The sequence below is a fragment of the Ideonella dechloratans genome (assembly GCF_021049305.1).
Lineage (GTDB): Bacteria > Pseudomonadota > Gammaproteobacteria > Burkholderiales > Burkholderiaceae_C > Ideonella > Ideonella dechloratans.
Map to the genome: position 1 here is coordinate 3,558,741 of NZ_CP088081.1, position 19,598 is coordinate 3,578,338.

Annotated in this window: 17 protein-coding genes; 11 read left to right on the forward strand and 6 right to left on the reverse strand. The window is 72.4% G+C overall.

Going from position 1 to position 19,598, the window contains the following annotated elements:
* The first annotated feature begins 5 nt into the window (after positions 1-5).
* From LRM40_RS16585 to LRM40_RS16610, 6 genes are all read left to right on the forward strand, one after another.
* On the forward strand, positions 6-932 hold the full coding sequence (locus LRM40_RS16585; RefSeq protein WP_151125373.1) for a M48 family metallopeptidase: 927 nt from the start codon (positions 6-8) through the stop codon (positions 930-932).
* A gap of 177 nt (positions 933-1,109) precedes the next feature.
* Positions 1,110-1,661, forward strand: coding sequence for a hypothetical protein (locus LRM40_RS16590; RefSeq protein ID WP_151125372.1), 552 nt, complete (start codon positions 1,110-1,112; stop codon positions 1,659-1,661).
* An 80-nt stretch (positions 1,662-1,741) separates the two neighbouring features.
* On the forward strand, positions 1,742-2,758 hold the full coding sequence (locus tag LRM40_RS16595) for a type 1 periplasmic-binding domain-containing protein (protein WP_231067605.1): 1,017 nt from the start codon (positions 1,742-1,744) through the stop codon (positions 2,756-2,758).
* Positions 2,759-2,773: 15 nt separating this feature from the next.
* Positions 2,774-4,711: a sensor histidine kinase gene (locus LRM40_RS16600; protein WP_151125370.1), complete on the forward strand. Its 1,938-nt coding sequence runs from the start codon at positions 2,774-2,776 to the stop codon at positions 4,709-4,711.
* 3 nt (positions 4,712-4,714) lie between these two features.
* Positions 4,715-5,137 (forward strand): response regulator, encoded by a 423-nt coding sequence (locus tag LRM40_RS16605; RefSeq protein WP_151125369.1) that lies wholly within the window; start codon positions 4,715-4,717, stop codon positions 5,135-5,137.
* Positions 5,134-6,252, forward strand: a complete 1,119-nt coding sequence (locus LRM40_RS16610) for an adenylate/guanylate cyclase domain-containing protein (protein WP_151125368.1) — start codon at positions 5,134-5,136, stop codon at positions 6,250-6,252. The genes LRM40_RS16605 and LRM40_RS16610 overlap by 4 nt, the downstream gene beginning before the upstream one ends.
* A 12-nt stretch (positions 6,253-6,264) precedes the next feature.
* Here the strand turns inward: LRM40_RS16610 and LRM40_RS16615 are convergent, their stop codons facing one another.
* The 3 genes from LRM40_RS16615 to LRM40_RS16625 form a co-directional block, all read right to left on the reverse strand.
* Entirely contained in the window at positions 6,265-6,870 is a 606-nt protein-coding gene (locus LRM40_RS16615) for a Crp/Fnr family transcriptional regulator (RefSeq protein WP_231067606.1), read from the reverse strand.
* Between the two features lie 146 nt (positions 6,871-7,016).
* Positions 7,017-7,790 (reverse strand): helix-turn-helix transcriptional regulator, encoded by a 774-nt coding sequence (locus LRM40_RS16620; RefSeq protein ID WP_151125366.1) that lies wholly within the window; start codon positions 7,788-7,790, stop codon positions 7,017-7,019.
* Between the two features lie 153 nt (positions 7,791-7,943).
* The gene (locus tag LRM40_RS16625; RefSeq protein ID WP_151125365.1) at positions 7,944-8,582 is read right to left on the reverse strand and encodes an MBL fold metallo-hydrolase; all 639 of its coding nucleotides are present in this window, start codon (positions 8,580-8,582) and stop codon (positions 7,944-7,946) included.
* A gap of 119 nt (positions 8,583-8,701) precedes the next feature.
* Here LRM40_RS16625 and LRM40_RS16630 point away from each other — a divergent pair, with 119 nt between their 5' ends.
* Entirely contained in the window at positions 8,702-10,321 is a 1,620-nt protein-coding gene (locus tag LRM40_RS16630; protein ID WP_231067607.1) for a fatty acid--CoA ligase, read from the forward strand.
* Here the strand turns inward: LRM40_RS16630 and LRM40_RS16635 are convergent.
* A complete protein-coding gene (locus LRM40_RS16635) occupies positions 10,284-11,618 on the reverse strand; it encodes an aspartate aminotransferase family protein (protein ID WP_151125364.1) in 1,335 nt (444 codons plus the stop codon). The two genes, LRM40_RS16630 and LRM40_RS16635, sit on opposite strands and share 38 nt — an antisense overlap.
* A gap of 103 nt (positions 11,619-11,721) precedes the next feature.
* Between LRM40_RS16635 and LRM40_RS16640 the strand changes: the two genes are divergently transcribed.
* Complete coding sequence (locus LRM40_RS16640) at positions 11,722-12,579, forward strand: LysR substrate-binding domain-containing protein (protein WP_151125363.1); 858 nt, start codon at positions 11,722-11,724, stop codon at positions 12,577-12,579.
* A gap of 25 nt (positions 12,580-12,604) precedes the next feature.
* On the opposite strand, the gene LRM40_RS16645 is transcribed toward LRM40_RS16640, so the two are convergent.
* Both LRM40_RS16645 and LRM40_RS16650 read right to left on the reverse strand, forming a co-directional pair.
* Positions 12,605-13,528 (reverse strand): hypothetical protein, encoded by a 924-nt coding sequence (locus LRM40_RS16645; protein ID WP_151125362.1) that lies wholly within the window; start codon positions 13,526-13,528, stop codon positions 12,605-12,607.
* A 91-nt stretch (positions 13,529-13,619) separates the two neighbouring features.
* The gene (locus LRM40_RS16650; protein ID WP_151125361.1) at positions 13,620-14,741 is read right to left on the reverse strand and encodes an AraC family transcriptional regulator; all 1,122 of its coding nucleotides are present in this window, start codon (positions 14,739-14,741) and stop codon (positions 13,620-13,622) included.
* 201 nt (positions 14,742-14,942) lie between these two features.
* On the opposite strand from LRM40_RS16650, the gene LRM40_RS16655 reads away from it, so the two are divergent.
* Genes LRM40_RS16655 through LRM40_RS16665 form a run of 3 tightly spaced genes read left to right on the forward strand, consistent with a single transcriptional unit; the run spans position 14,943 to position 19,595 of the window.
* Positions 14,943-16,544, forward strand: coding sequence for an FAD-binding oxidoreductase (locus LRM40_RS16655; protein WP_151125360.1), 1,602 nt, complete (start codon positions 14,943-14,945; stop codon positions 16,542-16,544).
* 10 nt (positions 16,545-16,554) lie between these two features.
* Complete coding sequence (locus tag LRM40_RS16660) at positions 16,555-18,042, forward strand: glycerol-3-phosphate dehydrogenase/oxidase (RefSeq protein WP_231067608.1); 1,488 nt, start codon at positions 16,555-16,557, stop codon at positions 18,040-18,042.
* Entirely contained in the window at positions 18,039-19,595 is a 1,557-nt protein-coding gene (locus tag LRM40_RS16665; protein WP_151124561.1) for an FGGY-family carbohydrate kinase, read from the forward strand. The genes LRM40_RS16660 and LRM40_RS16665 overlap by 4 nt, the downstream gene beginning before the upstream one ends.
* The last annotated feature ends 3 nt before the right edge of the window (positions 19,596-19,598 follow it).

The window sequence follows — 19,598 nt, forward strand, 5'->3', positions numbered from 1 at the left end:
CTGTCATGCACGATTTCGAGACCAACGCCGACCTGCCCCTGCCGCCCCTGGCCCATGCCCGGGGCTGCACCTGCCCCTTGCACCAGCGCCGCCGGGTGGCCGCCTGGGCCGGCCTGGGCGCCGGCGTCAGCCTGCTGCCGGCCAGCGTGCTGGCCCAGGACGACGGCGTGCGCCAGCAGGTCGGCCGGGAATCGAAGTTCACCCAGCTGGTGCCGGCCGAACAGGTCGAGCAGGCCGCGCAGCAGCAGTATGTGCAACTGAAGAAGGAAGCGCAGGGCAAGCGCGCGCTGGCGCCCGACAGCCACCCGCAGGTGATCCGCCTGCGCGCCATCGCCCAGCGCATCATCCCCTACACCTACGCCTGGAACCCCCGCGCCCGCGACTGGAAGTGGGAGGTCAACCTGATCGGCTCCAGGGAGCTCAACGCCTTCTGCATGCCCGGCGGAAAGATCGCCTTCTACTGGGGCATCCTGCGCCAGCTGCAGCTCAGCGACGACGAGGTGGCCATGATCATGGGCCACGAGATGGCCCACGCCCTGCGCGAGCACGCCCGCGAGCGCATGGGCAAGAGCTCGGCCACCCGCATCGGCGCCAACCTCATCAGCTCGCTGCTGGGCCTGGGCCAGCTGGGCGACGCCGCGCTGGGCATGGGCGCCCAGCTGCTGACCCTCAAGTTCAGCCGCGAGGACGAGAGCGAGGCCGACCTGGTGGGCCTGGACCTGGCCGCCCGTGCCGGCTACGACCCCCGCGCCGGCGTCAGCCTGTGGCAGAAGATGCTCAAGGCCAATGAGGGCGCACCGCCGGAGTTCATGTCCACCCACCCGGCCGGGCCCACCCGCATCGCCGACATCGAGAGGACCCTGCCCAAGGTGCTGCCGCTGTACGACAAGGCGCCCAAGCCGCCCGAGCGCTTCTCGCCCCCGGCGGCCTGAAGCCCGGGCCGATGGTGACAACCCCACACAGCATCCTCAGAGGAAGGGATGGCGGGCCGACGGGAACATCTGGACACAGACGTCGACCGGTAGATTGCGCCGCGGCCTGCCGGAAAGCGGGCCCCTGCAGTCGAGTCCATTCCCCCATCTGAGACGAGGTACCAAGTGTCCACTGGCATGTTCCACACCTGCGTGCTGCGCTTCAGCGGCAACCCCCTGACGCCTTCCAGCCCCCTGGGCGGCGGCACCCTGCTGCCCACCGCGCCCACCGACACCTTCTGCTGGTACACCGCCGCGGCGGAACTGGCCAACGCCAACCTGCTGGTCAAGCCGGTGTCGGTGCAGTGGGTGATGTTCGATGCCCAGGACGCCGCGCAACGCTGGGTGGCCTCGGCCGACGGCCAGAGCGTGCTGGCCACCAGCTTTGTGTCCGGCTATTTCGACGACAACGCCACGCTGCCCCTGGCCCTGCTGGTGCACCGCTGGAAGGCCTGGACGGGGACTCAGCCGTCGATGCGCTGCGGCAACTGCCCGCCTGGGGTGGTGGCGGGGGGCACGCAGCTGCCGGCCTTCGTGGGCACGCCGATGAACGGCCTGACGGCCAGCCCGCCAGTGGAGACCTCGCTGCTGCACTTTGCCGATGCCACCGCACTGGCCACCTACGTGGGCAGTGCGCAAGGGCAGGCCTACCTGGCCAACACCCTGTGCGCCCAGCACCTGACCAGCTGATCGCCCCGGCAGTTCCCGGCAGGGGCCGCCTCCGACAAAAGTCGGTCGAGAGGTTGGCACGGCTGCTGGTCGCGGGCCTGTTGCTGATGTCGCTCGGCACGGGCCATGCGCGCACCCTGTCGGTGCTGGTGCTCAGCCAGCTGAGCGAACAGCTGGATCGGCCCATGATGGCGGCGCTGAGCCGCGAACTGGCCCCGCTGGAGCGGCAGGGCCACCATCTGGTGCTGGAGCGGGGCGAACTGGATCCCCAGGCCAGCGACGCCCACACCCTGCTGCAGGTGGAGCAGTGGCTGGCCCGGCGGCATTGGGACCTGGTCGTCAGCACCACCATGTCGCCCGCGGTGAAGGTGCGCCAGTTGGATCGCGCCATCCCTGTGCTGTTCCGCTCGGCGGACGACCCACGCAGTTACTGCCTGGTGCACAGCCTGCGCCGGCCGGGCACACCCACCACGGGCTTCACGTCGGCGCTGCCGGGCTGGGGCAAGATGGCCGAAGCCCTGCACCTTGCCTACCCGAACATCCGCGGGCTGGCCCTGCTGGTGGATGGCACCGAGGAGGCCGCCGACCCGGATTGCCCCGGCGTGGCCATGCCCCCCTGCCGCCCCGGGCCGATCCCCTCCGACGAGTTGCCGCAGGCCCTGGGCAGCCAGCAGGACGACGCCGGCCTGCGCCTGGCGGCGCACCGGGCCGGGCTGCCGCTGCGCTATGTGCGGGTCTGCAAGGCGCAAGACTTCGCCCGGCTGAGCGACTGGCTGCACCCTGGCGACGGGGTGCTGGCGCCCATGAGCTATCTGAGCTACACCCACCGCCAGCAACTGGTGCCGGCCTTGCAGAGCCTGGGCCTGCCGGTGGTCTATGACTCGCGCTACCTGCTCCTGGCTGGCGGGCTGATGGCAGTGAAAGGCAGCACCGAATCCCCGGAGCAGCCGCGCGGCATTGAACTGGCCCGGCGCATCCTGGAGGGTGCGGACCCATCGCGCATCCCCGTCCAGCGGCCCGAGGGCTTCGAGTTCATCATCAACCTGCGCGCGGCCCAGGCCATGGGGCTGGTGCCCTCCAAGGTCGCCCTGCGCACGGCCGACCAGCTCTGGCGCTGAGCGCCCCGCCCCTCCATGGCCCGGCAGTACCCCCTTCCCCCCCAACCGGCGGACCCACCCGCCGCCCCAGCGCCGCCCGGGCCACCGTCGCGCTCGCTCTGGCGCCTGCGCCTGTGGCGCAAGCAGGTGCGCGCCTTCGCGCTGCTGGCGGTGCTCAGCATCCTGCTGTTCGGCGGCATGGAGGTGCTCTTCAGCTACCGCGAGGCCATCCGCAACCTGAGCCTGAACCAGGGCCTGCTGGCGCGCGAGGTCAGCGGCGCCCTGCAGGCCGAGCTGGGCTCCATCGAGCGCCATGTGCGCGCCACGGCCAGCCTGCCCTGGGAGCTGCCCGGCTGGCTGGACGACGGCGATCGCCGCAGCGAGTTCCAGCGCATCCTGAAGCTGGAGCCGGCGGTGCAGGAGCTGACGCACTACGACCCCCAGGGCCGGGTGATGGTGCATGTGTCGCGCAATGCGCTGTCCGAGGTGCCGGGCACCGAGCCGGCCGAATTCACGCCCGCCAGCCGCCTGCGCTGGCCCAACGGCCTGCCACCCGAGCAGGGCAGCATCGAGTACGCCGACGGCTACGAACCCCAGCTGCTGCTGGTGACGCCCGACCCGCGCATGGGCGCGGGGGTGACGGTGGCGCGCGTGAACCTGCGCACGGTGGCCCGCCACCTGGCCCCGGTGCTGCACAACCCGACGCTGGAGGCCTACGCGGTGGACAGCCGCGGGGTGGTGGTGCTGCATGCCGACACCACGCTGATGCTGGCCCAGCGAACGGCGCCCCAGCCCACCGGCCCCGCCCCCACGCCAAGCGCCGAGGCCACCCCATCGAGCGACGGCCCGTCGGGCCGCGATGCCAGCGCCCGGCCCGGGCTGGACGGTCAGCCCGTGCTGGCCAGCCGCTTTGCCTTGCCCGCCCTGGGCTGGCAGCTGGTGATTGAGCAGCCGCGCAACCTGGCCCTGGCGCCGGTGTACAGCACGCTGCTGCGCACCGGCGTGGTGATCCTGCTGGCGGTGGCCGGCGCCATCGTGGCGGCCATGGTGGTGGTCGGACGGGTCAGCCAGCCCATCCGCGAACTGCACCAGGGGGCCCAGGCCCTGTCCGAGGGCCAGCTGGGCACCCGCATCACCCTTCACAGCAACGACGAGCTGGAGGACCTGGCCGCCCAGTTCAACGTGATGGCCGCGAATCTGCAGGAGCTCTACCGCGACATGTCCGGCAAGATCGCCGAACGCACCCGCGACCTGGAACTGGCCAACCGGCACAAGTCCGAGTTCCTGACCAACATGTCGCACGAACTGCGCACGCCGCTGAACTCCATCATCGGTTTCTCCGACGTGCTGCGCGAGGAGATGTTCGGCCCCCTCAACGAGCGCCAGCGCGAGTACGCGCACGACATCCACGCCTCCGGCGAACACCTGCTGTCGCTCATCAACGACGTGCTGGACCTGTCCAAGATCGAGGCCGGCCACATGGAGCTGAACCTGTCCCAGGTGGAGGTGGCCGAGCTGGTGCACCACACCGCCGCGATGATGCGAGAGCGCTGCACCCGTGGCGGGCTGACGCTCAAGCTCATGCTGGAGGAGGCCCCGGACACCTGGGCGGCCGATGCGCGGCGGGTCAAGCAGATCCTGCTGAACCTGCTGGGCAACGCGGTGAAGTTCACCCCGCAAGGTGGCACCATCACGATTGAGGTCGGCAGCAACGAAGACGAGGGCCTGTGGATGACGGTGAGCGACACCGGCGTGGGCATCGCGCCGGAGCATCAGGCCATGGTGTTCGAGGAATTCCGACAGGTGGGCGACGACATCCTGCGCAAGAGCGAGGGCACCGGCCTGGGCCTGCCCCTGGTGCGCCGCCTGGTGCGGCTGCACGGCGGCGACGTGCGCCTGCACAGCGTGGTGGGCGAAGGCACCACCTTCCGCTTCAACCTGCCACGCCTGCCCGACGACGAGGAGGGCCGCTGAGCCATGAACATCACGCTCCATGTCATCGACGACGACGACCGCAGCCGCAAGCTGGCCGCCGATGTGCTGGCCTCGCAGGGCTTCACGGTGCACGCTTCGGGCACCGCCGCCCAGGCCCAGGAACAGCTGCTGGCGCGGGGCGCCGACCTGGTGCTGCTGGACATCCAGCTGCCCGACAGCGACGGCTTTGCGCTGATCGCCTGGATCCATGCCCAGCCCAGCCTGGCCGACGTGCCGGTGGTGGCCCTGACCGCCTCGGTGATGCCGGCCTACCGCGGGCGCATCGAGGAGTGCGGCTTTGCCGGCTACATCGCCAAACCGCTGACCTCGGTGCGGCAGTTCGTGCAGACGGTGTGCGGCCACCTGCCCGAGGCACTGCAGGCCCAGGTGCCCGCCCACCTCCGCCCCCCGGCCGCCACGCGATGAACACGGTGCCGCGCATCCTGGTGGTGGACGACCAGGAGAAGAACCGCCGCCTGATGGAGGCCTTGCTGGCCTCGCGTGGCTACGAGGTGCTGCTGGCCGAGGGCGGCGAGCAGGGCCTGGCGATGGCGCTGGACCGCGGACCGGACCTGATCCTGCTGGACGTGCTGATGCCCGACCTGGACGGCTACAGCGTGTGCACCCGCCTGCGGCGCGAGGCCGGCATGCAGGCCGTGCCCATCGTGATGGTGACCTCGCTGGACGCCAAGGAAGACCGCGTGCGCGGGCTGGATGCCGGCGCCGACGACTTCATCACGAAGCCCGTGGTCAAGGAGGAGCTCTGGGCCCGGGTGCGCTCGCTGCTGCGGGTCAAGGAGCTGTACGACAAGGCCCAGGCGCAGAAGGCCGAACTGGCCGCCTGGTCCCAAACGCTGGAGTACCGGGTGGCCGAGAAGGTCATGGAGGTGGAGCACCTGTCGCTGCTCAAGCGCTTCTTCTCGCCCGCGCTGGCCGAGCGCCTGGTGGCCACCGGCAACGGCGAGATCCTGCGCAGCCACCGGCGGGAGATCACGGTGCTGTTCGCCGACCTGCGGGGCTTTTCCGCCTATGCCGAGCGGGTGGACGCCATGGCGCTGATGTCGATGCTGCGGGAGTTCCACCGCGCCATGGGCAAGCTGGTCTTCCAGTACGAGGGCACGCTGGAACGCTTCACCGGCGATGGCTTCATGGTCTTCTTCAACGACCCCGACCCGCAGGACGACCACAGCCTGCGCGCGGTGAAGCTGGCGCTGGCCATGCGCGAGGCCGCGGGGCCGCTGCAGGCCCGCTGGCAGGCCCTGGGCGGGCCGGCGGGCCTGGGCATCGGCCTGAGCCGGGGCGAAGCCACCGTGGGGCCCATCGGCTTCGAAGGTCGGCTGGACTATGCGGCCATCGGCACCGTGACCAACCGGGCGTCACGACTGTGCGCCGCGGCGCTGCCCGGCGAGATCCTGGCCTGCGACACCACGGCGCGGGCCGTGGCGCAGGACGTGATGTTCGGCGCCACCCGCTGGCTGGACCTGCGGGGCCTGGGCACCGGTCAGGCAGCCCACCCGGTGCTGGACCTGGTCAGTGCCTGAGGCGCGTGCGCCTCACCAGCGGTGGGGCAGCTGACGCATCAGCCGCACGCGCCCGCGCTGCTGGGCGATGTAGCCGCCCTTTTCCAGGTCCTTCATCAGGCGGCTGACCATCTCGCGCGAGCAGCCGATGCGGTGGGCGATGTCCTGGTGGGTGAGCAGAATGTCTCCCCCCATCGGATCCCCCTCGGCGCCGAGCAGCAGACGCAGGCGCCCGTAGACATCATTGAGGGCCAGACGCTTGGCGCTCTGGGTGACCGAGCGGGCCCGCTGGATCACCATGGCCAGCAGCTCGAAGGCGAACTCCGGCTCTTCGCCAATGAAGCGCAGCAGGGTTTCACGGGCCAGCACCACGCAGGTGCTGGGCTCCAGCGTGGCGACACTGGCCGAACGGGCGCCCCCATCCAGGCTCATCTCGCCCACGCACTCGCCCGGTCCATAGCTGCCGTAGGTGATCTCGCGCCCCTGGTCATCGGCACCGAAGGCACGCAGCAGCCCCTGGAGGATCACATAGAGGGTGTCGCCGTGGTCTCCCTCCTGGATCAGGAGGGTGCCCTTGGCATAGCGACGCAGATCACCTCGCTCGAGCAGCTGCTGGAACAGCGGAGAGAGACGACGCACGGCCGGATACTCGGCCAACCACCCCGAACCGGGGATGTGTGGATTCAACATGGGCACAGTTGCAACCATGCCTCATGTTAGCTGGCCAAACGGCCAGAACGCCAGAGGATGACCCCGCAGAGGACGCTGCGGGGCCACGGACTGTCTCAGTTGTGCACGCCGGCCAGCACGCCGAAGAGAGCCCCCATGTCGCCGAACGCCGCGCGGTGATCGACCGAGGACTGGCGCAGCGTGCCCACCAGCGGCGGCAGCACGGCCACCTGGTGGATCAGGCTGCGGATGCTGTCCGAGCCGGTCTTGGCGCGGATGTTGGCGATCTGGGTGCGCACCGTGGAGATGGCCACGCCGTTGGCCTGGGCGATGTCCGAGGGACTGGCGCCATCGCACAGGGCGATCAGCACCTGCTCTTCACCCGGCGACAGCTTGTGGGCGCGGGCAAAGCCCTGCACCGACAGCGCGCCGCAGACCTGGCTCTTGCCCAGCACCAGCAGGGTGGCGGCAGACGAGGCCTCGCCCGGCAACAGGGGCAGCGGCACCACCGAGACGCCGGCCCGGTGCTCGCCATCGCCCAGCGACAACAGGCGGCGCAGGCCGCGGCGGCTGGCGCCCTGCAGGGCATCGACCAGGGCGGTCTGGTCCCGCAGGTCGCGGGCCCGCAGCACACGACCGTCCAGCATCAGCGGGTGCTGGCCTTCCAGTTCCATGCGCGCGGCGTGGTTGACATGCATGACATGACCGTCCTCCCCGATCATCAGCATGCCGTAATCGATCTCGTCCAGGGCCAGGGCCATCAGCCGGGCCATCAGCGCGGCACCGGAGCGACGCTCGGGTCCGCGGTAGGACATCGCGCGGGTCAGCGCCGGCCACGGGGCCCGGGGGGTGATCGAAGCATTCGACGGGGCGGTGATGGGTTCAAACACGGCAGTTCTCCTGGTGTTGGAGCCGCTGTGTCCATCCACCAGAGGATGTGCTTGACTCCATGGCCTTCAGCTTAGAGGTCCACGCTGCTAGGCCTGAGTTAAGTTTTCGCACTCGCCAATGTGACGGAATCACCTTTCTTCACAGTCCGGCGATCAAGTCCCCCCCAAATAGGGATTGAAACGGCGTTCTCGGCCAAAAGTGCTCTCCGGCCCATGCCCGGGGATGAACACCGTCTCGTCCCCCATGGGCCACAAACGCTGGGTGATGCTGGCGATCAGGGTGTCGTGGTCGCCGCCCGGAAAGTCCGTCCGGCCGATCGAGCCGGCAAACAGCACATCGCCCACGAAGCAGCGCTGCGCCCCCGCGTGGTGGAACACCACATGGCCGGGCGTGTGGCCCGGGCAGTGGCGCACGGCCACCTCGGTGTGGCCCAGGGTCACGGTGTCGCCATCCTCCAGCCAGCGGGTGGGCAGGAAGGGCTCGGCCGCCGGGAAACGGAACATGCGGCTCTGCTCGGGCAACTGCTCGATCCAGAACAGATCGCCCTGGTGCGGGCCGATGATGGGCAGGTCCAGCCGGCGGGCCATCTCGCCCGTGCCGCCGGCGTGGTCGATGTGGGCATGGGTGAGCCACAGCGCGGTGGGGGTGACGCCCAGGCGCTGCATCTCGGCGATCAGCCGGTCCACCTCGCCACCCGGGTCGATCACGGCCGCCTGCATCGTCTCGTCGCACCAGACGATGGAGCAGTTCTGCTGGAAGGGGGTCACGGGGACGGTGAGGTAGCGCAACATGGGCAGGCGTGGAAGTGTCAGCCCGAAGTATCGGGCCAGCCATGCTTCCCGTGGAAACCCGACGCGGGGCCCGCACGGCGCCCCTTAGCATCCCAGCCATCCCATCACCTCTGCGCACCATGATCGACCGCACGCCCGAAGCCTATGCCTACCCGCTGCTGATCAAGCAGCTGCTGCACACCCCGCGCGCCACCGCGCTGGAGCAGGAGATCGTCTACGCCGACAAGCGGCGGCTGAGCTACGGCGAGCTGTTTGAGCGCATCGGCCGCCTGGGCAACGCGCTGCGGGCCCAGGGCGCCGGCCTGGGCCGCACCGTGGGTGTGATGGACTGGGATTCGCACCGCTACCTGGAGTGCTTCTTCGCCGTGCCCATGCTGGGCAGCGTGCTGATGACGGTGAACGTGCGGCTGGCGCCCGAGCAGATCGTCTACACCCTCAACCACGCCCAGGTGGACGTGCTGCTGGTCAACAGCGACTTCCTGCCGGTGCTGGCCCAGATCCGCCACGAGCTCACCACGGTCAAGACCTTCATCCTGTTGAGCGACGAGCCCGCCGCCCTGCCCGAAGGCTTTGCCGGCGAATACGAAGCCCTGCTGGCCGGCGCCGCGGCGGACTGCGACTTCCCCGACTTCGACGAGAACACCCGCGCCACCACCTTCTACACCACCGGCACCACCGGCCTGCCCAAGGGCGTGTACTTCAGCCACCGCCAGCTGGTGCTGCACACCCTGGGGGTGACCAGCGCCCTGGCGCTGGCGCGCGACCAGGGCGGCGTGCACCGCGGCGATGTGTACATGCCCATCACGCCGATGTTCCATGTGCACGCCTGGGGCATGCCCTATGCCGCCACGATGATCGGGCTCAAGCAGGTCTACCCGGGCCGCTACCAGCCCGAGTTGCTGCTCCAGCTGATCGAGCGCGAGCAGGTCACCTTCTCGCACTGCGTGCCCACCATCCTGCACATGCTGCTGCAGTCGCCGGCCGCCAAGGACGTGGACCTCTCGCGCTGGAAGGTCATCATCGGCGGCGCGGCGCTGAACTCCGGCCTGGCCCTGGCCGCCCGTGAACGCGGCATCGACATCTTCACCGGCTACGGCATGTCCGAGACCTGTCCCATCCTGACCCTGGCCCAGGTGGACGCGGCCGACGTGGGCACCGCGCGCGAGCTGCCCACCCGCATCAAGACCGGCCGGCCGGTGCCGCTGGTGGAGCTGCGCACCGTGGACCCGGACCTGCGGGACCTGCCACGCGACGGCCAGTCCGCCGGCGAGGTGGTGGTGCGCGCGCCCTGGCTGACCCAGGGCTATCTGCACAACCCGGAGGCCTCGGCCGAGCTCTGGCACGGCGGCTACCTGCACACCCAGGACATCGGCCACATCGACGTGCGCGGCTACCTGCAGGTGACCGACCGCATCAAGGACGTCATCAAGACCGGCGGCGAATGGGTGTCCTCGCTGGAGATCGAGGAGATCATCGCCCGCCACCCCGGCGTCAGCGAGGTGGCGGTGGTGGGCGTGAAGGACCCGAAGTGGAGCGAGCGCCCGCTGGCCCTGGTGGTGCCCAAGCCCGGCGCGACCTGCACGCCGCAGGACATCAGCGCCCATGTGAGGGCCGCCGTCCAGGAGGGTCTGATCAGCAAGTTCGGCGTGCCCGACCAGGTGCTGTTCGTCGAACAGCTGGCCCGCACCAGCGTGGGCAAGCTCAACAAGCGGGCGCTGCGCCAGCAGTACGGCGGCTGAGCGCCTTCTCGATCGCCTGGTCCATCAGCGCCAGGCCCTGGTCGATCTCGCCGTCGCTCACCGTCAGCGGCGGGGCGATGCGGAACACCCCGCCCATCTGCGGCAGCTTGACGATGTTCATGCTCAGGCCCAGGGCCATGGCCTCGCGGCCGATGGCCTCGCCCAGCGCGAAGGCCGGCTCCTTGGTGCGCCGGTCGATCACCACTTCCAGCCCCAGCAACAGGCCGCGGCCACGCACATCGCCGATGCAGTCGTGCTTCTGCTGCAGGCGCAGCAGGCCGGCCTTCAGGCGCTCGCCCGCCACCTGGGCACGCTGCACCAGGCCGTCGCGCTGCACCACCTCCAGCACCTTCAGGCCCACCGCCGCGGGCAGCGGGTCGGAGACGTGGGTCGTGTAGAACAGGAAGCCCTTGGCGTGCGCGGCCTCCTCGATCGCCGCCGAGGTGACCATGGCCGCCAGCGGCAGGCCCGCGCCCAGGGTCTTGGACAGGGTCAGGATGTCGGGCGTCACGCCATCGCGCTCGCAGGCGAACATCATCCCGGTGCGGCCCACCCCGGTCTGGGCCTCGTCCAGGATCAGCAGCATGCCGCGCTCCTCGCACTTGCGCTTGAGCGCGGCCATGTAGCCCGCGGGCAGCTCGATGATGCCGCCGCTGCTCAGGATGGGCTCGGCGATGAAGGCCGCCAGCGCGCCGGTGGACTGGGCGTCGACCAGGGCGAAGGCATCGTCCAGCTCGGTCTGCCAGTCCAGCACGCCATCCTTCGTGAAGCGCGGCCGGTAGCTGTTGGGCGCCGGAATGGCCAGCGAGCCCACCGCCGCCGGGCCATAGCCCTTGCGCCCGGCGCTGTAGGTGGCCGCCGCCGCGCCGCCGGTCATGCCGTGCCAGGACTGGGCGAAGCCCACCACCTCCCAGCCGCCGGTCACCAGCTTGGCCATGCGCAGCGCGGCCTCGTTGGACTCGGCGCCGGTGCTCAGCAGCAGGCAGCGGTCCAGCCCGGGCGGCGTGGCCTCGGCCAGGCGGGTGGCCAGCTCCACCACCGGGCGCGAGAGCATGCCGCTGAACAGGTGGTCCAGCGTGTGGATCGATTCGGTCACCACCGCGGCGATCTCCGGATGGGCGTGGCCCAGCAGCGCGCTCATCTGGCCGGAGGTGAAGTCCAGGATGCCGCGGCCGTCGGCGTCGTAGACCCAGCAGCCCTGGGCCCGCTCGATGATCATCGGCTCGAAGCTGCCGCCGTAGCGCACCAGGTGCTGGCGGGCGCGTTGCCAGAAGAGGGGATCGTCGTTGTGGGACATGGGAGGCCTCAGGACAGTGGTCGGGAATGGGGCCATCTTGCGGCGTCGGAGCCATCTGGTAAAACGAAAGCTTCTTGCACCACCCATCAGAAACGCTCATACCGTGCCCGCCAACCTGGACATCGACCTGCTGCGCAGCTGGTTGGCCGTGGCCGACAGCGGCACGCTCAGCCGCGCCGCCCAGCGGGTGCACCGCACCCAGTCGGCGCTGAGCCTGCAGATGCAGCGGCTCGAGGCGGTGGTGGGCCAGCCCCTCTTGCTGCGCACCGGCCGCGGCGTTCGCCTGACCGCGGCGGGTGAACGCCTGCGCGAGCACGCCCAGCGCCTGCTGGCCCTGCACGACCAGGCCCTGGCCGACCTGGCCGAAGACCCGCTCAGTGGCGTGCTGCGCTTTGGCTGCCCGGACGACTACGCGGTGCGCTTCCTGCCGCCGCTGCTGCGCGGCTTTGCCCATCGGCATCCCCGCGTGCTGGTGGAGGTGGTGTGTGCCCCCACGCCGCAGCTGCGCCAGGCCCTGGCCCGGCGCGAGCTGGACCTGGCCCTGGTCTCGGTGGCCGAACCGGCCACGGCCCGGGGCCTGCTGCGCACCGAGCCGCTGGTGTGGGTGGGCGCCCCGGGCGGCGAGGCCCTGCGGGCCGACCCGCTGCCCCTGGCCCTGTCCGGCCCCGAAACCCAGGACCACCAGGCGGCCCTGGCCGCGCTGGCCGGGGCCGGCCGGCGCCACCGCCTGGCCTATGCCAGCGGCAGCCTGGCCGGCCTGCTGGCCGTGGTGCGCTCGGGCCAGGCCATCAGCGTGCTGACCCAGACGGCCGTGCCCGAGGACCTGCTGGTGCTGGGCGACGGTGCGGGCCTGCCGCCGCTGCCCACGCTGGGCATTGTGCTGGCGCACGACCGGCCACGGCCCTCGCCGGTGGCCCAGGCCTTCGAGGCCCTGGTGCAGGAACTGCTGCCCGGCGCCTGAGGCCCCAGACAGACCGGACGGCGGCTCAATCTGCCAGCCACAGCTCCAGGTGGTTGGGCCGCACATTGCCGCATTGGCTGGGCTTGAGCGGGGTCATGTCCAGCGGGTTCAGCAGCGGCGCCAGCGCCTGCTGAACCTGCTGCAGGGTGTCCTGCGACACCTTGTCCGGACAGTAGCGCAGCTGGTGGCGCGCCGGCACCGACCGGGTGGGCACCCGCTCGATGCCAGGGGTCAGCACGCCCGCCTGCTGCAGGGCCGCCAGGGCCTGCTGGGCCAGGGGGCGCCGCTCCTCGCTGCCGATCTGCACATAGACCCGGGCCGGCAGGGTCACGGCCTGGAGTGCCGGCGCCGCCACCCGTGCGGGCGCGGCGGCGGCCGTCACGGCCCCACTGGCCCCACTCGCCCCGTTGCCTGCCGCCACCGCCGCGGTGCCGCTGCCCGCATCCAGCAGGCGGGCCACCTGGTCGGCCTGGGCCCGGGCCTGGGGGCTGGCGTCGGGGGCCGCGCCAAGGGCGACCACCGACTGCAAGGCGGCGGTGATCTGATCCACCGTGCCCTTCTGCACCCCGCTGGCCGCGGCCACGCTGTTGAGCAGCACCACCCCCAGCCGGCCCTGGGCCGGCTGGTCGGACACCAGCAGGGGCATGATCTTCATGACCGTGTCCAGCTCCTGCCGCGACTGCTCGGCGGCCGCCCGGATCTGCTCGGCCTTGGCCCGCTGCTCGAGTTCGCTGTGGTTGATCCAGTTGCCGAACTCCGCGGACAGCCTGACCGCCAGCCCGGCCACCACGGTGGTCAGCAGCCAGAAGCCCACCTTGCTCTCGAAGAAGGCCGACAGGCGCTCCAACGCGCCGGGGGGCGCCCGGGGCGGCTCCATCTCGCGGCGCAGCTGGGCGCGGTAGAGCTCCTCGTCGCGCAGGCGCTGGCGTTCGTCCTCGGTCAGGGGCATGGGGCGGTCCTCCCTGCCCGGAATCTTAGGCAGGCCCAGGCCCTGGCACTGCCCCCTGGCCAGGGGATGCCGCGCCCGGCAGGGGAAGTGCTCAGCCCCGGCGCCGCGCGGCCTGTGGCGGCAGGCCGAACCAGGCCTTGAAGGCGTGGGTGAAGGAGCTCTGCTCGGCATAGCCCAGCAGAAAGGCGATCTCGGTCAGCGACAGCGCTGGATCGGCCACATAGCGCTGCGCCAGCTCGCGCCGCACGCCGTCCAGCAAGGCCTGGAAGGGCGTGCCCAGCGCGGCCAGGCGGCGCTGCAGCGTGCGCGGCGACAGGCCCAGGGCCTGCGCCACCTCGGCCATGCGGGCGCCGTCCTGGGCCAGGCGCTCGGCGATCTGGCGGCGCACCTGCTCGCCCAGGGGCTCGGCCGGGGGCGACACCCCGGATGGCGGCAGGCTGTGCAGGCCGTGCAGGCCCGTCTGGCGCGCGCTGAGCAGGGCCTCGGCATGCTGCTGCAGCAGCGGCAGCAAACTCGCATCCGCGCTCGGGATGGGCTCGGCCAGCAGGCGGGCGTCGAAGCAGGCCCGGGTGACCGGCGCGCCGAACTGCACCGCCACGCCGAAGAAGTCGTCCAGCCGGGCCCGCGCCGCGGGCGAGGGCGCCGGGTGCGGGAAGGCCAGGGCCTGCAGCGGCAGCGGCCGCTGGGCCAGCCAGCGCACGAAGACGAAGATGCCGGCCATCACCGATTCGCAGACCTGCCGCCCCGGCTGGCGCAGCAGCCAGGGACAGTGCCACAGGTAGTGCGCCTGCCCGTCCTCCACCTGCAGCTCGCTGCGGCCCAGGTCATGGGCCAGGCCCTCGTAGCGCTGGGTCTGGGCCATCGCGGCGCTGAAGTCGGGGCTGCTCAGCACCACATGGCCGTAGGCCACGAAGCTGGCGGTGCGCATGCGCGCGCCCACCCGCAGGCCGAGGTCCTCGCCCGCCCCCTGGGCGGCGGCGGCCTCCAGCAGGGCCATGTAGTGCAAGGCGGGCAGCGGGTCGGGCAGCGGTGTCGACAGCGGTGGTTCCAACCGCAGGGCGGCGGGCGCCAACCCGGCTTCGGCCAGTGCGTCCAGCGCCGGCTGGGCATAGGCCAGCGCCACGCGCGCCAGCCGGGCGGACGGCAGGCCGTGCAGGCGGGCCGCGGCATCGGCGGCCTGGCTGCGGTCGTCGGTGGCGAGTGCGAGGGACACGGCGGAACGGGCAGAAGTGGCGCGGCGTTTCTAGCACAGCCCCCGGCGCCGGCCATCGGGGCTTGCGGCAATGCCCGGCCGCGCCCGGCCGTGGCGTGATTTCACAAATGCCGGTGCGGGGCCTGACGGCCCAGGCCAAGCCAGCCGCCCGCCCGCTGCCTAGCATGCCCGCCAGCCCGAACGACACAGAACGAGGACACGATGCGGCGTTGGAACGGATGGGGAGACGACACGGTGCAGGCCACGCTGCCGGCCGGGGCACGGGACTTTCTGCACGAGCGGGTGGGCCCGGCCCGGCCGCCGGCCGACCTGCGCCTGGCCGAGGCGCTGGCCCAGGTGCCTCCTGGCCGGTTGCCGCCCCATCCCCTCGTCCAGACCGACGCCGAGGCCCGGCTGCGCGCCAGCCACGGCCAGAGCCTGGGCGACTGGATCGCGCTGCGCCAGGGCCCCATCGGCCGGGTCTGCGACGGCGTGGCCTTCCCCGAAACCCGCGAGGACGTGCGCGCGCTGCTGGACTGGGCCCAGGCCCAGGGGGTGCTGGTCATCCCGGTGGGCGGGGCCACCAGCGTGGTGGGCCACCTGCGGCCCGAGGCCGACGAGCCCCGGCCGGTGCTGGCCCTGGCCATGGCCCGGCTGCGCGCGCTGAGCGAGTTGGACGAGACGGCCCAGCTCGCCACCTTCGAGGCCGGCGTGACCGGCCCCGACCTGGAAGCCCAGCTGCGTGCGCGCGGCTTCATGCTGGGCCACTTTCCGCAGAGCTTCGAGTACGCCAGCCTCGGCGGCTGGGTGGTGACGCGCTCCAGCGGCCAGCAGAGCCTGCGCTACGGCCGCAGCGAGCAGTGGTTCGCCGGCGGCCGGCTGCAGACCCCCGGTGGCGAGTGGGTGATCCCGCCGCTGCCGGCCAGCGCCGCCGGGCCGGACCTGCGCGAGTGGGTGCTGGGCAGCGAGGGCCGGCTGGGCGTGCTGAGCGACGTGACGGTGCGGGTGAGCCGCCTGCCCGAGCGCGAGCAGTTCCTGGGCGTGTTCTTCCCCAGCTGGGACGCCGGCCTGGCCGCGGTGCGCGAGCTGGCGCAGCGCCGCCTGCCGCTGTCCATGCTGCGCCTGTCCAACGCGGTGGAGACCGAGACCACCCTGCGCCTGGCCGGCCACGCCGGCACCATCGCCTGGCTGGAACGCTACCTGGCCTGGCGCGGCTGCGGCACCGGCAAGTGCCTGCTGATGCTGGGGCTGACCGGCAGCGTCCCCCAGGTGCGCGCGCTGCGGGCCGAGGCCAGCGCGCTGTGGCGCGCCCACGGCGGTGTGGGCACCGGCGAGCGCCTGGGCCGGGCCTGGGCCGCCAAGCGCTTTGCCGGCGTCTACCTGCGCAATGCGCTGTGGGAGGCCGGCTACATGGTCGACACCATGGAGACCGCCCTGCCCTGGACCGGCACCACGGCGATGGTGCAGGCCATCGAGCAGGCCGGCGCCCAGGCCCTGGCCGCACTGGACGAGCGCTGCCACGCCTACACCCACCTCTCGCACGTCTACCCCACGGGCAGCAGCGTCTACAGCACCTTCGTGCTGCGGGTGGGCGCCGACGGGGCCGAGAGCGCGGCCCGCTGGCGCGCGCTGAAGACGGCGGTCAATGCAGCCATCGTCGCCCAGGGCGGCACCATCTCGCACCAGCACGGCGTGGGCCGCGACCACCGCGACGCCCTGGCCGCCGAGAAGGGCGCGGCCGGCCTGGCCCAGCTGGACGCGGCCATCGCCCAGGCCGACCCGCAGGGCCTGCTGGCCTCGGGCAACCTGCGGCCCCTGCGGTGAGGGTGCGGCCATGAAGCCCGACTGCGATCTGCTGGTGCTGGGCGGCGGCATCAGCGGCGCCGGCGTGGCGCTAGAGGCCGCCCGCCGCGGCCTGCGTGTGACCCTGGTAGAGGCCCGCGACTACGCCTGGGGCGCCTCCAGCCGCAGCAGCAAGCTGGTGCATGGCGGCCTGCGCTATCTGCAGAGCGGCGCGCTGCACCTGACGCGCGAATCGGTGCAGGAGCGCGAGGCCCTGCTGCGCGAGCTGCCCGGCCTGGTCGAGCGCATCGGCTTCGTGATGGCGCACCGCCGCCCCTTCGGGCCGGGCCGCCGCACGATGCAGATCGGCCTGCGCCTGTACGACCACCTGGCCGGCCGGCGCGCCCGCGGCTGGGCCAGCAACGCCGACATCCCCTGGCTGGTGCCCGGCCTGGCCACCGACGACGGCGCCAGCCTCTACGAGGACGCCACCACCGACGACGCCCGCCTGACCCTGCGGGTGCTGCAGGAGGCCCGCAGCCTGGGGGCCGAGCTGCACAACCACACCACGCTGACCGCGCTGCAGCGCGATGGGCGGGGCCAGATCCGCGGCGCCACGCTGCGCGGGCCGGACGGCTTCGAGCGCAGCGTGGCCTGCCGCTGCATCGTCAGCGCCAGCGGGCCCTGGCTGGGCACCGTGGCCGCGCTGGCCGGCGCCGCGCCGCCGCGGCTGCGCCCGCTGCGCGGCAGCCACCTGCTGCTGCCGCTGTGGCGCCTGCCGCTGGCCCGCGCGGTGGCCTGGCGCCACCCGGAAGACGGCCGCCCCGTCTTCGCCTACCCCTGGCAGGGCCGGCTGATCGTGGGCACCACCGACCTGGACCACCCCGAGCTGGGCACCGAGCCGCGCATCCAGCCCGAGGAGCTGCGCTACCTGCTGGCGGCCCTGGCCCACAGCTTTCCCCGCGCCGGAGTGAGCGCCGCCGACGTGCAGTGCACCTGGGCCGGCGTGCGGCCGGTGATCGCCAGCGACAAGCCAGTGGCGCCCTCGCAGGAAAGCCGTGAACACCTGGTGTGGACGCAGGACGGCCTGGTGGCCCTGGCCGGCGGCAAGCTCACCACCTTCCGCCGCATGGCCCAGGCCGCGCTGGCCGCCGCCCGGCCCTGGCTGCCCACGCTGCCGCCGCCGGTGCACCGCGACATCCTGCCCGCGCACGCGCCGGTGGCCGGCGTGCCGCTGCGCTGGCAGGGCCGCTGGGGCGCGCTGGCCGGCCAGGCCGCCCGCGGCGCGCTCATCCCCGGCACCACCACCCGCTGGGGCGAGCTGCGCCACAGCCTGCTGCACGAGCAGGTGCGGCACCTGGACGACCTGCTGCTGCGCCGCAGCCGCCTGGGCCTGCTGATGCCGGGCTTTGCCGCCGATCTGCTGCCCGCGCTGCAGCCGCTGTGCCAGGAGACGCTGGGCTGGTCGGCCGAGCATTTCCGGCAGGAACGGGACCGCTACCTGGCGCTGATGACCACCACCCACGGGGTGCCCGCATGAAAGACCTGATCCTGGCCATCGACCTGGGCACGCAGTCGGTGCGGGCCCTGCTGTTCGCGCTGGACGGCACGCTGGTGGCCCGCGCCCAGCAGGTCTTTGCCGACTACCAGCGGCCCCAGCCCGGCTGGATGACGCACGACGGCGAGGGCTTCTGGCGGGCCGCCGCGGCCTGCTGCCAGCGCCTGTGGGCCACGCAGGAGCCGGCCCGGGTGGCCGGCGTGGCCGTCACCACCCAGCGCGCCTCCATGGTGCCGGTGGACGCGCAGGGCCGCTGCCTGGCGCCGGCCATCATCTGGCCCGACCAGCGCCGCGCCACCCGGCTGCCGCGGGTGGCCGCGCACTGGCGCGCGGCCTTCGCGCTGACCGGCCTGTCGGGCACGGTGCGCCGCTTCCAGCAGGACGCCGAGCTCAACTGGTGGGCCCAGCACGAACCGGCCCTGCACGGTCGGGCCCACGCCTTCCTGCTGATGTCGGGCCTGCTCAACCAGCGCCTGACCGGCCGCCTGGTGGACAGCATCGGCAGCCAGGTGGCCTACCTGCCCTTCGACAGCCGGCGCCAGCAGTGGGCGGCGCACGGGTCCTGGCACTGGCAGGCCCTGGCCCTGCGGCCCGAGCAGCTGCCCGCGCTGCAGCCGGTGGGCAGCGTGCTGGGCGAGGTCACGCGCGAGGCCGCTGCCGCCACCGGCCTGCCTGCGGGCACGCCGGTGCTGGCCGCCGCGGCCGACAAGGCCTGCGAGGTGCTGGGCGCCGGTGCCTTCGACCCCCACGGCAGCGGCATCGGCGCGCTGAGCTACGGCACCACCGCCACCCTCAACCTCACCAGCGCCCGCTACCTGGAGCCCGAGCGCTTCGTGCCGCCCTACCCGGCTGCTGTGCCCGGCCACTACAGCGCCGAGGTGCAGGTCACCCGCGGCTTCTGGCTGGTGAGCTGGTTCCGCGACCAGTTCGGCCAGCCCGAGCAGGCCGCCGCCGAGGTGCTGGGCGTGGCGCCCGAAACCCTGTTCGACGAGCTGGTGGCCCAGGTGCCGCCGGGCTCGCTGGGCCTGACCCTGCAGCCCACCTGGAGCCCCGGCGTGCGCCACCCCGGCCCCGAGGCCAAGGGCGCCATCATCGGCTTCGGCGAGGCCCACACCCGCGCCCACCTCTACCGCGCCATCCTGGAGGGCCTGGCCTATGCGCTGCGCGAGGGCCGCGAGCGGCTGGAGCGGCGCTCGGGCCAGCCCATCACCCAGCTGCGCGCCAGCGGCGGCGGAGCCCAGAGCGACGCGGTGCTGCAGCTCACCGCCGATGTCTTCCGCCTGAAGGTGGGCCGGCCCCACACCCACGAGACCTCGGGCCTGGGCGCGGCCATCGACGCCGCGGTGGGCCTGGGCCTGCAGCCGGACTTCCCCGCCGCGGTGGCGCGCATGACCCGGGTCGCGACATGGTTCGAGCCCCGCGCCGAGGCGGCCGACCTCTACGATGCCCTGTACGCCGAGGTCTACCGCCCGCTCTACGCCCGCCTGCGGCCGCTGTACCGCCGCATCCAGGCCATCACCGGCTACCCCGCCTGAACC